Raw genomic sequence first — 13,082 nt, forward strand, 5'->3', positions numbered from 1 at the left:
GTATATATTTATTTTTAACACTAAAACACTAAATTTTTTTATTATGAAATATCCACTGGTATTAATTTTTTTCTGTCAATCAATACGCTGTTTGCCAATAATGAATACTATACATTTATTGACAAAGCAGATGAGTTTTTGAAAAAGCATGTTAAAAACGGCAAGGTTGCTTATCCGGAAATTAAGAAGAATCCCACGGAAATAAATAACCTGTATAACATGCTTTCTACTGTTAAAGTGGCTGGAAAAAGTAAAAATGAATTAACAGCATTTTACATTAATGCGTACAATATCATTGTAATTCATCAAATCGTTAAATACTATCCACTTAAGTCTGCGATAAATAAAAACGGCTTTTTTAATATGATCAAGCATGATGTGGCTGGTGAAAAACTCACACTAGATAAGATAGAGAAAGGGAAAGTCATATTTAAATATGGTGACCCAAGAGTTCATTTTGCTTTCAGCTGTGCAGCGAATAGTTGCCCCGAACTAGCCAATTTTGCATACAGGCCATCCCAACTTGATCAGCAATTAGATATTCGAACAAAAAAAGCACTAGATGATCCGGGTTTTATACGAATTAATACCTCAAACAATAAAATAGAGTTGAATCAAATATTTGAATGGTATAAAAAGGATTTTACATCTGCTGATAAAGACCTGATCAGCTGGATCAATAAATATAAAACCAAGGATATCCCAAATTCGTATACAATAACATATTATAAATACGATTGGGGATTAAACATCCTCTATTGAATTTAAATAAATTGGTTGTTGATTAAGAGGCTGTTTTTACACAGCCTCTTTTTATATTTTACAGGAAGTAATTATTCAAAATATTCGTTGCCATTCGGATCGATAAACCCTCTGACTCCTTTCACTCTCACTTCGATCAGGCCATTATTCATATTACTTAATGGAGTTCCAATACGGTCATATTTTATATCGGTCACTTGCTTATTATCGACAGATACAAGCCCGTATTTACCGTTCTTATACACTTTAATAAGTCCGTTTCCGAAAAACTCACTCATTTTATCGTAATAGAATGGCACAATTGTTTTTCCATCAGTATTGATAACACCGGCCTGCCCCTTGTCTCCAACAACTGCATAACCATTTACAAAAGGACCTCCGAAATCGTATTTGGGTTTGATTATTTCCTTTCCGTTTTTATCAATAAAACCAATTTTGCCATCCTGGTTGACCATAGCATAACCACCGGAAAACTTTACAACAGGCAGGTCATATTCAAATTCGGTTATTCGGTTCCCTTTTTTATCTATATATCCCCATCTCTCATTTAATCTTACCGCAGCCCGGCCTTCGGAAAAATGGTCAACATCTTCATATTTGAAAGGGATGATGATCATTCCCTGCTGGTTGACAAAACCCCATTTGTCATTGAGTTTTACTGCTCCCATGCCTTCTGTAAACCAGAGTGCATCTTCATATGCAAAAGGAACAACAACTTTACCTTTTCTATCAATGTAGCCCCATTTGTTTCGTTTCTTAACGCAGATGATAGGAGCTACTTCAGTGAAAATTCTTGCGAAAGGAACACTTTGATATTGTGCCTTGATTACTTCCCGACCACTTTCATTAATAAAGCCCCACAAACCGTCTTTAAAAACAGGAGCGAGGTCACCATTCCAGCCGGAAATTTTATCATACTCACCAAATTTAACGACTTCTTTGCCTTTCATATTGATCATGCCTAAGTCGTTTCCTTTAAGTACCTTGGCAAGACCATTCTCGAAGTCTTCTATTAGTTTTGAATATTGAAAAGGGATAACAAGCTTTCCTGTTTCATCAATAAATCCAACCCTTCCATTCATCTCCACTGCAGCTAAGCCCTCTGAAAAGGGTTAGCATTGTCATATTTAAAATCGATGATTACTTTTTTAGCTTTGTTGACATATCCCCACTTATCTCCTTTGCGAAAAGGAATCAGGTTTTGCGCAAAAGATACATTCACACTTAAAATTAGTGCTAGAATGAAGTAAAAAGATCTCATATTAGTTAGGTTAAAATCGAAAAAATGTCTTCCAATATAAAAAATGATTTTATAAAAATAATAATTTCAACTGTTTAAATATTACAGGGTTTTTATCGTTTCCAGAAATTGTGACATTTGCGAAAACGTTTTTTTCCCTAACCTATAGATCAGTTTTTTGTCGTTTTCTGTCACTGATACTATTTCCGGGATGTTTTCCGGGATGTTGTGTTTATTAAATGCATGCTCAACCCATTTTACCAAATGTGGAGATCCTTCTATTTTATATTTTCTGGAAAAATTATTTTTTCGAATAAATCTCCCCTGGTCCAAATCGAATTCAAATCCTTTTCCGGCAAAAAGATCATTGATCGAACCATCCATTATCAGTTCTTCCGGAAGTTTATCTACCAGCTCGCCTCTTTCATTAAGTAACCAAAACCGATGACATTTTTGAATTGCCAGGTCGAGGTCATGAGTTGCTGTGATCACCGTTTTATTTTCTTTTCTCACCAGGTCTGAGACCAAGCCAAAAATCTCCATTTTGCTGGGTTGATCCAGAAAGGAAGTTGGCTCATCCAAAAACAGGATTTTGCTTTCTTGGGCCAGAACTCTGGCTATCCATGCTTTTTGAAGTTGTCCATCGCTCAGCTCGCTTAACAGGGATTTTCTTTTTTATAAATTCCGGTTGCTTCAAGGGCATTGCTGACTTTTTTCAGATCTTCTTTAGTTAACCTGCCATGCCACGGTGTAAAAGGGTATCGTCCGAGCATGACCAGGTCTTCTACAGTCATGTTGGCTATTACTTCTCTTCGTGTCAGAACAATCCCTGTAAACTGGGCCTTATCTTTATCGTCTAAATGGTCCGAATCCTTTCCATTGATAGATATACTTCCGTCTAATTTGGGCTGTAAAAGACTTAAGGTTTTTAAGAGAGTTGATTTACCACTTCCGTTTTGGCCTACCAGAGCGATATTCTCACCCCAGTTAACTTTAGCAGATAGATTGGTAGCCACCGGTTCATTTTTTGAGTAACCTATAGACAAGGAGTCAAATTCAAGGGCGATATCGTTAAATTTGTTTATCAATTAAAAGTACCGCTTAGTTTTTTTCTAAGTAAATAAATAATGACCCACGGTGCACCGAAAAGAGCAGTGACAGTGTTTATCGGTAGCACAAAGTCCATCCCCGGTACTTGTGCGATAATATCACAAAATAGCAGAATTGCTCCACCTGTAATTGCCGTACCGGGAATCAGCCATGCAGGATGAAAAGTCTTTAAAAATTGCCTGCTTAAGTGAGGAACTGCCAAACCAATAAATCCAATCGGCCCGCAATATGCTGTGATCATTCCCGCCAGTACTCCTGAGGTAAGCAATATTAAAATTCTTACCGTCTGAACTTTTACTCCCATTGATAATGCGTATGACTCTCCAAGGTTAAGAGCGTTTAGTGGTTTTATAATTACTATTAATACAGTAACACAAACCAATAATGCGATAACAAGGCCTGAAATTTCCCACCAGCTCAATGCACCCAGGCTTCCCATGGTCCATAATAAATATCGCTGGATATCTTGTGACTGACTGAAATACTGAATCAGGCTGATCACCGCACTGACTGCCGATGAGATCATGAGCCCGACAATGAGTAGCGTGGTATAATCTTTATTGATCGACTGAATTAAAAGCAATAGCAACAAAACAGCCATAGCCCCAATTATAGCAGCAAAACTGACCATGGTTGACTGATGAATATCTATGCTACCCAGGGAAAGGCCTGCATACCATCCGGTCATTATTAATATAGCCACAAATAATCCTGCACCACTACTTACCCCCAGGACAAATGGTCCGGCCAGTGGGTTTCTGAAGAAATTTTGCATTAATAATCCACTGATGGATAAAGCCATGCCGGCGATCACTGCTGTTATGGCTTTTGGTAACCTGTATTCTATTATTATATCAGAATAAATAGAGCTTTTACCTGAAAACAACGCATCAATGATCTGCGAAGGCGAAAGTAAAACAGACCCAAGGCACAGGCTTAATATAAAACCTGCAAAGAGGATGATCACCAGAAAGATCAGTATGGTTGTTTTACTCATTTTAAAGCTTTGTAGTAAGTAAGTTCATGATCCTGGATCATTTCAGGATGCAAGATCAGTACGATATCTTTTAAAAGGATATCCGGATTCACAGGGCCGGTTTCAAAATAATCATTACCGCCATTTTCCCTTATTTTTCCAATGTAAGTATACACATTCTTATTTTCAACGGCTTTGATAGATTCAAACAACTTATCGTGCTCTTTTAATTTTGCATAATTATCAAATGCTGCTGCACCGATCCAGTAATCAGCCTGATTTGCACGGGTCAATACAATTTCTTTTGCAAGGGGTAATCCTCCGGTACCTTCTTTATCACTCCATATATAATCTCCACCGGCATCTGATATCAAAGTAGCCATATACGAATCTCCACCGGGGGCAAACCAGGCATCTTCATAAATCATCCCGCTTGTTACTCCCGGTTTATTTTCTACATTCCCGATCTTTTCTTTCAGGCAAAGGTAATTGTTCTTTATATCTTCGAAAATGGCTACGGAATGGTCGTATTTACCAGTTAATAATCCAAATACTTTGATCCATTCAGCTTTTCCCAATGGGTGTGTTTCCTGGTAATCCTGAACAAAAATTACCGGTATACCGAGCTTCCTGATATTTTCAATACTTGGATCTTCAGCTCCAAAAAGATTCAGGATCATCGCATCGGGATTCATTTCAGCGACTTTCTCTACATTCCACGAGATTTGGTTTCCGAGGTCAGTCACCTTACCATTTTCGATCCGATCGAGCAGCTTTTGATTGTACACTAGTTGCTTGCCGGGAAATCCCTGAATAACTTCTATTTTATTAAGCGTATTAAGAAAACCTATAAAAGTAGACGATCCGATTATTGTCTTTTTTAAAGGAATTTCAAGCTGTTGATAATTTGTGTTTTCTTCTGATTTTTTTTCTGTTAAGAAGATCTCATTTAATGGGTTTGAATTATTAACATCAAATAATCTTAGCAGGTATCCGTCTTTTGTTTTGGTGATTGAAAAGCCTTCGGCATAATCATTTTTTATTATTTCAGAAGTTGATTTGTCTCCTTCTGAATTTTGTTTTTTGCATCCTGAGAAAGCAATTGTCAGGATCAATATTAGATAAATAAGTCTGAGGTCAGTTTTCATTAATTAATTATAATGCTAATGAAGGCGATTTAATAATATGGATGTAAAACTATGAAATTCATCAATACTTTGTACATTTGCAGTGCATTTTGGTTTCGAAGGACTATCATCCGGAGAATTAATAGGGAATTTCGTGAGAATCGAAAGCTGTACCCGCAACTGTAAGCATTAAGATGCTGCTGTCTAATCTGCCACTGTGAAAACACGGGAAGGCGACAACAGTAATGCAAGCCAGGAGACCTGCCAGAACGCTCAACATTCAAGGCTTTCGGGATGAAAAGCGTTGAAAGACATAGTCTTTTAATTCTTCACGTATTCGTGTTACCAGAAGCTTTGGATCATTAATAAAAATGATTCAAATGCGAGTATTAGTATTAATATCAATTTTTTTAATTTCTACTCCCTTTTTGGGATTAGGTCAGACTGATTCTGTTCGGGTTTTAAATGAGGTCGAGGTAGTTTCTTCTCCATGGGAAAAGTTTATTCCTTCTCATAAAAAATATACAGCAGATTCGGTCATCAGATCCCTGGTTCCATATCAGGATCTTGCCTCCAGATTAAATTATATTTCTCCGGTGCATATTCGGTCTTATGGTGTTACTGGCTTAACGACCATTTCACAACGTGGCTTCGGAGGATCGAGAACTAAAATTTTATGGAATGGAATAGACCTCCAAAGCCTGTCAAACGGGAGTCTCAATATTGGGCAGATACCTGCTTTTTTCTTCGATAACATGTCTTTGTATAGTGGAGGGCAATCAGCAGTTGCAGGTTCGGCGGCGATAGGGGGAATTCTAAATCTTAAGCCAATTAATGATAAACGCAGACCGGCAAATCAAAGCCAGATATTTTTAAGAGCAGCAAGCTTTAATAGTGTTTCAGCAGGAGGAAAAACTAACTTTTCAAAAGGAAAACATAGTGGAAGCATAAAATTGTTTTACCATCTGGCTGAAAACGATTATTCTTTTATTAACACCTATAAAAGCGGGGCGCCTGAAGAAAGGCTTTCCCATGCTAACCGGGAATCAGGTTCCCTGGCAGCTGACTATAAATTTCAGCTGAATGACAAAGTATATCTTTCCACTTCCTTTTGGGGGCTTTATTCAGATAGCCAACTACCGCCTTTAGCCTCGAAAACAATGGGGTCTCAGGAGGAGCAAAACGATGAATACCATCGTGGAGCGTTTAATGTTTCAATTGAAGAAAAGAATTTTGATCTACAACTCACAACAGGGGTAGATCATCAAAATATTCTTTATTTGAATGATGCTACAGACCTCAAGTCGGAAACTGTGAGCTTCAGATGGCAAAACAATTTTATTTACAATTACTACCTGAATAAGTGGACATTTAATTTTACAGGAAAAGCAAACAGGGAGGAGGTGATCTTTAATAATGAAGGATACCCGAGAAAAGAAAATCGCCTGACCGGGGAAGTGCTTGGATTTGCACGCTACGAACCAAAAGCCGGCACGATCATAACAGGAGGGATTAATCAGACGCTTGTAGAAAATGTTAAAGTTCCTTTGACCCCTTCACTTTCTGTATTACACCAACTAAATAATCTGATATCTGCTCATGGAGAAATCAGTAGAGTCTTTAGAGTACCAACATTTAATGACCTATACTGGCGAGGAGCAGGAGCAAAAGGCAATCCCGATCTTAAACCGGAATCCGGAATCAGTGGTAGTTTTGGTGTAGAAATTAACACAGTTCAAATCACATCCTTTCGATCTTCCTTAAGTGTTGATTTGTACAGCACCAGCTTAAATGATCAGATTACCTGGGCACCTGATTTCGAGGGAGACTGGACTCCGATGAATTTACAGAAAGTATGGTCGCGTGGAGTTGAGATGGAGTCATTTTCTAAAATGAAATTTTCTCAAACTGAGATTTCAGTGAGATTGAATTATCAATTGACACGAACATCCTTGATGGAAGATAATTCTATTTCTGATGAGTATACAGGTAAAAAGAACCAACTGTTTTACACACCCGAACATGTATTTGGTGCCAATATTTCTATGAAACACAGCAGATGGTTACTTGCCATTTTTAACCAATATACCGGAAGTCAGTATACCACTCTGGATAATAATGAGCGATGGAGTCTGGATGGCTGGTTTTTATCAGATTTAAGCCTGGCTTATGCGATGCCATTAGGAGATCATACAATGTCTTTTGCGGGAGAAGTAAAAAATATTTTTGATACCGCGTATGAGGTTCGAAGAGAACGAATCATGCCCGGTAGAAATTACAGTCTTTCAATAAACCTTATATTAAACCACTAAGATGAAACAATTAAAATTTTTATTTATTGCGCTAGGTATAGCGTTGACAGTTGCATGTGATAATGAAGATCCCCAACCATCGGTCTCAGGGAAGGGGATTTTGATATTAAATGAGGGGAGCTTTGGAAACGGTAATGCCTCATTATCATACTATTCTTTTTCAGATGCTTCTGTGACCAATAATGTATTTTATAATACCAATAATTTTGATCTGGGGGATCAGGCTCAAGGAATAACTACCTATGATGGAGAAGTTTTTATAACTGTACAGAACTCTGGTAAGATTGAGGTGATTAACTCTACCGATTTTACTTCGATATCAACTGTTGATTCCAGGTTGATCTCCCCGAGATATACCTATGCAGGCCCTGAAGGCATTTTTGTCACTGATTGGAATGATGGATATAACGGATGGTTAAAAGAGATTGATCCATCTAGCTATGAAGTTATCGATTCTGTAGAGACAGGTGCAGGACCAAATGAACCTGCTATAGTAAACGGTAAAATCTGGGTACCGAATGGGGGAGGCTTTACAACCGATAGTACAGTTTCTATATTTAATGCTGACCTTTCTTTAGATAAGGAAATAGAAACAGGTATTAACCCTTCGTTTATAGTTGAAGATAATGCGGGTAATGTGTGGGTAGTGTGTAAAGGAAAATCGTGGCCAGCAGATGATACCAGGCGAACTTCAGTATATAAGTTCGACAGTAACGGGAATTTTCAGGAAGAAATATTAGGTCCGGAAGGCCAGTATTTTAATTCTGTATCATATAATTCGGCAGAAGGATTGATCTACCTGGGTAGCTCTTCGGGAGTTCATACTTTAGGCCAGGAAAAGACCTCAATAACACAATCTTTCATCGATGTTCAAGGTGTCTATGGATTGGAATATGATGAGATTAATGGATTAATAATGGTTGGAGTTTCAACAGGATTTACCACAGATGGAGAAGTTCATATATTTAATGAGGATGGTACTTTTGTGAAGAAAGAAACTGTTGGAATCGGTCCTAATGGATTTTCATATGCCCAAAAATAAAAACTATATAAGCTGGAGCGGCGGTAAGGACGCTGCTCTGGCTTTGTACTTTGCTCAAAAACGTGGATTAAATGTTGATCTGCTTTTCACTTCTATTCAGGCATCCGTAAACAGGGTGAGTATGCATGGAGTAAGAAGGGAGCTGATTAAAAAGCAGGCTGCATCAATTGGTTTGCCATTGCATACAGTTAACCTTTCACCGGAGACATCAATGGAAAGCTATCGGGAGCTTATGCGCGAAGAAACCTTGAGATTAAAGGAGAAAGGATATTCCGGCTGTGTATTTGGAGATATTTTTCTCGAGGATCTTAAAGAGTTGAGAGAACAACAGATGAAGGAGGTTGGGTTAACAGCTCATTTCCCGATTTTTGAACGAAACAAAACCAAAGATCTATTGCTGGAATGGATTGATCTTGGGTTTAAAGCCAGAGTTGTTTGTTGTAGTCTGCAAAAACTTGACAAATCTTTTTTAGGAAGAGAAATAGATTATTCATTTATCAATGAGCTTCCGGAAAACGTTGATCCATGCGGTGAGAATGGAGAATTTCATACGTTTGTTTATGACGGTCCGATATTTATGGAACCAATAGACTTTGAACTGGGGGAAATAGTAGAGAAAACATATCCAGCTTCAAGTCCCGGAGCACATGATACGCAGTTTGGATTTATCGATATGAAATAAATTAGTGCTTTAAATTGTCCTGCTTATTAACAGGAGCCTTTTGCATTTTTTTATTTGAGTGAGAAAAGAACCCACGAGGGTAGTGAGTTACCGACCAATTGGCAATAAATACTGATGTTGCCAATGCCAGGCAAATTCCTGTCTGGAAACTATTTGTGACCAGGGAAAGCGGAATAAATAAGACCGCGAAGAAACCAATAATATAATATAAAAATATATTGGCTCTGTTGAATAGTGTCCTGAATTTCTCAACTGTGGACTTCAACCCTGAATGCTTCTCTGAGGTAGCGATATTTTTAGTGTCTAAAAATTGCCTGAACTCAGTTTTTTCTTTTGGCAATAGCCATTCTTCAGAACTATCCATAAAAATATAGTGCCTTTATATAGCTTAAATGTTTATTGAAAGTATAATAGTTAAACGAAATAAGCAAGATATTATTGGTGAGGTTATCCACATTCCATACATGGGTATGAACAAAAAAAAAGCTGTCCGGGGAGGACAGCCATCTTTCAACCAAAACATTAGGATTTATCAACTATGCTAATGTGATAACGCTAAGATAGAAAAAAAGTTTAACATTCAAAGACTATTTCTAAGAAAAATGTCAAGTAACTTGTCTTTTCCCGCCGAAGCGTCAATATTTCCCGACAAAACTCCTGATTTTATCGACGAAATTTTTTGTCTTACCGCTGAGTTTTTATAAAAAAGGTCAAGAAGTTCCTCGGAAATCAATGTATTAAACCAATATAAATTTTGACTTTTCCTGTTTTCTTCAAAGTGTCCTGATTCCCGGTTTTGAGAAACGAATTTTTTTATTACAGAAAGGACATCATCCATCCCTTCATTTTTAATTGCTGAGGAGGTTGTTACCTGGGGAATCCAGCCATTTGGTTTAGGAGGAAAAAGGTGCATGGCATTTTTATATGTTCGCTTGGCACGTTCAGCTTGCTTCACATTATCACCATCGGCTTTTGTAATGGTAACGAGATCTGCCATTTCCATAATTCCCTTTTTAATTCCCTGAAGTTCATCACCGGCTCCACTAAGCATTAATAATAAGAAGAAATCGACCATTTCCTTGACCATAGTTTCACTCTGGCCCACTCCAACAGTTTCAATCAATATCATGTCATAACCAGCGGCTTCACATAAAAGCATCGTTTCCCGGGTTTTATTCGCTACTCCTCCAAGTGATGTACCGGCTGCCGAAGGTCTGATGTAAGCTTTTGGATTACGACTCAGGTGTTCCATCCTTGTTTTATCACCTAAAATACTGCCTCTGGTAACTCTACTGGACGGATCAACGGTCAAAACTGCGATCTTATAACCTTCTTCTATTAGTTTTAAGCCAAAAGATTCAATAAATGTACTTTTTCCGACCCCGGGGACACCGGTTATCCCAATCCTGATTGTATCATCCTTTTTTGGAATTTCTTTGATTATATCTTTTGCCAGTTCCCTGTCATCATCTCTCGTGCTTTCAATTAATGTGATCGCTTTACTAAGGATAAAACGATCTCTGGACAAGATGCCATTTAGATATTCTTCTTTCGTCAGTCGCCTTTTTTTTCTCCTTTTGTTTGCCTGGTCCATGAACAGATATTAAAAATTTTGCTGGAATTTAACTAATTATCCGTATTTTGTCCCCATGAAGCGGAATTCGGATTTTAGAATACGCTCCGGGAAATTTTTTCGTCATGTTATCGGGGCCACTTTTTTTATTTTTGCTTTTATTTTTATCGCCGGGAAGTTTTTGAATTCATTAGATTTTCTTGATCCGGTAGGAGAAGCACTAGCAGATTTTGATTTCACTGACATTGCCTTTATTGAGTTCAGAGATGAGCCAACGGATGATGAGCGGATCACCCTGGTAAATATTGGTCAGCTCAATCGTGCCGGGATAGCACGACAGCTTGAAATTATAAATAAGTATGACCCGAAAGTAATCGGTGTCGACATCGAATTTGATGGTGCTAAAGATTCAATCAGTGACCTGATGCTAAAGTTCGCAATGGCTGAAAGTGAAAATCTGGTGATGATCTCAAGGCTGGATTATGATAGCTCTTCAGGAATATTTAATGTAATTACTCCCCCTGAATCCTTTCTCGAGCATGGAACTCTTTCGTATGCCAACCTGATCTCACCGGCCGGGAGCCAGGAACAATTAAAAACATGTCGTTCTTTTTCTCCTGCTGAACCAACAACTATGGATTCGATGAATGCATTTAGTGTTGCTTTAGCAATGAAATATTCACCAGAGAAAACATCGGCTTTTCTTGAAAGAAAAAATCCTTATGAGCTGATTAATTTCCGGAGAAATATCTTTGACCCTTATGGGTACAGTGTTTTCCATGGAAGATACCTATCTGTCGATCCATTTCAGATACTTGAAGAAAATTTTGAACCGGAAATAATTAAAGACAGGATAGTAATACTCGGTTACTTGGGTGAAAATATACTGGACCCGAGCTGGGAAGATAAATATATCACTCCGTTGAATGTTAATTATGCCGGCAGGACCAATCCCGATATGTTCGGAGCCGTTATTCATGCTAATATAATCAGTATGATACTGGATGAGGATTACATTAATGAAATGGGGCCGGCGCAATCACTTATCTGGGCTATTTTACTTTGTCTGTTAAATGTGGCATGCTTTATGATAGTATACTATCGTCTGCCTGATTGGTATGACGGCATTACGAAATTAATCCAGTTGGTCGAGGTGATTTTTTTGTTTTTCGTAATTATTTACGTTTTTGCGGTTTATAACTATAAGATGCATTTGGAATTAGCTATAATCGCAATTGCTTTATCGGGAGATATGCTCGAAATATATAATGGAGTTATTAAAAATATAAGTACAAAGATTAAAAGAAAGATCAAACCAAAACTATCATGGTCAGAGTAATAATTTTTTTATTCACTGTTGGACTAACCCTTAATTTAACAGCACAAAGTAATAGCTTTAGAGTATTAGCTGTAAGTGGAGCTAACCAGTATTCAGAAAGTGGTTCTGCATGGAAGCCTTTGAAAGTAGGAGTTAAACTTTCGGGAGATTCCAAAATTAAAACCGCAAACGGGTCTTATGTTGGACTTATCCACCAGACCGGTAAAACATTTGAGATCAAAAAAGCCGGGGTTTATGACCTAAAGGCGATCAATGACAAAGCAGTCGCTTCAGCAGGCAGCACAGAATTGAGTGATAAATATGCTGAATTTGTCGTTAATAAGCTTTCAGAATCAGAAAACGAAGACATCAATAAAAATAAGGAACGGTATATGAATGTTACCGGGGCGGTGAAGCGCGCAGATGATGAGATCCTTGTGTTGATGCCTGAATTGAGTGAAGCGTATGGACCGGAAGTGAATATCACCTGGACAAGCATGCCTGATATCAATAATCCGAATTACCTTGTGGAGGTAAAAAACATCTATAACGAAGTTTTAAAGAAAGAAGCAGTCCAGGATACCAGTTATACATTAAGTTTTGACGAAGCTCCTTTTAACGAATCAAAAATGTTATTGATTTCAGTTACAGTTGATGGACGTCCGATGGTTACATCAAACAAGGTAGGAATCAAGAAACTTGAAGAAGATAAAAGAAAAGAGATCGAAGAAGAGCTGAATAAATTGAAATCAACACTTAGTGAGGATAATGCACTGGACATGTTGATCCTTGGAACTTTCTTTGAGGAGCACGGACTGAGAGTTGATGCATTAAGTGCCTATCATAAAGCGGTAGAATTAGCTCCGGATGTAGAGGTATTCAGAAATACCTATTTAATGTATGCTGCGAGCGCAGAGTAAAACGAGATATTAATAATTTA

The 13,082-nt window shown here is 37.8% G+C and carries 14 protein-coding genes, 1 pseudogene and 1 riboswitch; of the genes and pseudogenes, 6 read left to right on the forward strand and 9 right to left on the reverse strand.

Annotated features, from left to right (window positions below):
* The first annotated feature begins 138 nt into the window (after positions 1 to 138).
* Positions 139 to 762 (forward strand): DUF547 domain-containing protein, encoded by a 624-nt coding sequence (locus DCC35_RS03905; protein ID WP_137089556.1) that lies wholly within the window; start codon positions 139 to 141, stop codon positions 760 to 762.
* Between the two features lie 71 nt (positions 763 to 833).
* On the opposite strand, the gene DCC35_RS03910 is transcribed toward DCC35_RS03905, so the two are convergent.
* The 7 genes and pseudogenes from DCC35_RS03910 to DCC35_RS03935 form a co-directional block, all read right to left on the reverse strand.
* A complete protein-coding gene (locus DCC35_RS03910; protein ID WP_137089557.1) occupies positions 834 to 1,844 on the reverse strand; it encodes a WG repeat-containing protein in 1,011 nt (336 codons plus the stop codon).
* 11 nt (positions 1,845 to 1,855) lie between these two features.
* A complete protein-coding gene (locus DCC35_RS03915) occupies positions 1,856 to 2,023 on the reverse strand; it encodes a WG repeat-containing protein (protein WP_137089558.1) in 168 nt (55 codons plus the stop codon).
* 81 nt (positions 2,024 to 2,104) lie between these two features.
* Positions 2,105 to 2,545, reverse strand: a complete 441-nt coding sequence (locus DCC35_RS03920; RefSeq protein ID WP_246070271.1) for a hypothetical protein — start codon at positions 2,543 to 2,545, stop codon at positions 2,105 to 2,107.
* A gap of 33 nt (positions 2,546 to 2,578) precedes the next feature.
* Positions 2,579 to 2,665, reverse strand: a pseudogene (locus tag DCC35_RS22005) (hypothetical protein); the annotation flags it as partial.
* Positions 2,659 to 3,090, reverse strand: coding sequence for an ATP-binding cassette domain-containing protein (locus DCC35_RS03925; RefSeq protein ID WP_137089559.1), 432 nt, complete (start codon positions 3,088 to 3,090; stop codon positions 2,659 to 2,661). The pseudogene DCC35_RS22005 and the gene DCC35_RS03925, both read right to left, overlap by 7 nt.
* The gene (locus tag DCC35_RS03930) at positions 3,087 to 4,109 is read right to left on the reverse strand and encodes an iron ABC transporter permease (RefSeq protein WP_137089560.1); all 1,023 of its coding nucleotides are present in this window, start codon (positions 4,107 to 4,109) and stop codon (positions 3,087 to 3,089) included. Before DCC35_RS03930 ends, DCC35_RS03925 begins: the two co-directional genes overlap by 4 nt.
* Positions 4,106 to 5,236, reverse strand: a complete 1,131-nt coding sequence (locus DCC35_RS03935) for an ABC transporter substrate-binding protein (protein WP_137089561.1) — start codon at positions 5,234 to 5,236, stop codon at positions 4,106 to 4,108. Before DCC35_RS03935 ends, DCC35_RS03930 begins: the two co-directional genes overlap by 4 nt.
* A 73-nt stretch (positions 5,237 to 5,309) precedes the next feature.
* Positions 5,310 to 5,498: riboswitch (cobalamin riboswitch) on the forward strand.
* A 97-nt stretch (positions 5,499 to 5,595) separates the two neighbouring features.
* On the opposite strand from DCC35_RS03935, the gene DCC35_RS03940 reads away from it, so the two are divergent.
* The 3 genes from DCC35_RS03940 to DCC35_RS03950 are packed head-to-tail and all read left to right on the forward strand — an operon-like array spanning position 5,596 to position 9,251.
* Positions 5,596 to 7,527 carry a TonB-dependent receptor plug domain-containing protein gene (locus tag DCC35_RS03940; RefSeq protein WP_175402707.1) on the forward strand — a complete coding sequence of 644 codons (1,932 nt, stop codon included), beginning with the start codon at positions 5,596 to 5,598 and terminating at the stop codon, positions 7,525 to 7,527.
* 1 nt (position 7,528) lies between these two features.
* On the forward strand, positions 7,529 to 8,569 hold the full coding sequence (locus DCC35_RS03945) for a YncE family protein (protein WP_137089563.1): 1,041 nt from the start codon (positions 7,529 to 7,531) through the stop codon (positions 8,567 to 8,569).
* Positions 8,556 to 9,251 carry a Dph6-related ATP pyrophosphatase gene (locus tag DCC35_RS03950; protein ID WP_137089564.1) on the forward strand — a complete coding sequence of 232 codons (696 nt, stop codon included), beginning with the start codon at positions 8,556 to 8,558 and terminating at the stop codon, positions 9,249 to 9,251. The genes DCC35_RS03945 and DCC35_RS03950 overlap by 14 nt, the downstream gene beginning before the upstream one ends.
* Position 9,252: 1 nt before the next feature.
* Here the strand turns inward: DCC35_RS03950 and DCC35_RS03955 are convergent, their stop codons facing one another.
* Both DCC35_RS03955 and meaB read right to left on the reverse strand, forming a co-directional pair.
* Complete coding sequence (locus tag DCC35_RS03955) at positions 9,253 to 9,615, reverse strand: hypothetical protein (protein ID WP_137089565.1); 363 nt, start codon at positions 9,613 to 9,615, stop codon at positions 9,253 to 9,255.
* A gap of 216 nt (positions 9,616 to 9,831) precedes the next feature.
* Positions 9,832 to 10,845, reverse strand: coding sequence for a methylmalonyl Co-A mutase-associated GTPase MeaB (gene meaB / locus DCC35_RS03960; protein WP_137089566.1), 1,014 nt, complete (start codon positions 10,843 to 10,845; stop codon positions 9,832 to 9,834).
* Between the two features lie 160 nt (positions 10,846 to 11,005).
* Here meaB and DCC35_RS03965 point away from each other — a divergent pair, with 160 nt between their 5' ends.
* Both DCC35_RS03965 and DCC35_RS03970 read left to right on the forward strand, forming a co-directional pair.
* On the forward strand, positions 11,006 to 12,163 hold the full coding sequence (locus DCC35_RS03965) for a CHASE2 domain-containing protein (RefSeq protein ID WP_217495911.1): 1,158 nt from the start codon (positions 11,006 to 11,008) through the stop codon (positions 12,161 to 12,163).
* Positions 12,151 to 13,062, forward strand: a complete 912-nt coding sequence (locus DCC35_RS03970; protein ID WP_137089568.1) for a hypothetical protein — start codon at positions 12,151 to 12,153, stop codon at positions 13,060 to 13,062. The genes DCC35_RS03965 and DCC35_RS03970 overlap by 13 nt, the downstream gene beginning before the upstream one ends.
* The last annotated feature ends 20 nt before the right edge of the window (positions 13,063 to 13,082 follow it).

The organism is Mangrovivirga cuniculi (assembly GCF_005166025.1).
GTDB classification, from domain to species: Bacteria; Bacteroidota; Bacteroidia; order Cytophagales; family Cyclobacteriaceae; genus Mangrovivirga; species Mangrovivirga cuniculi.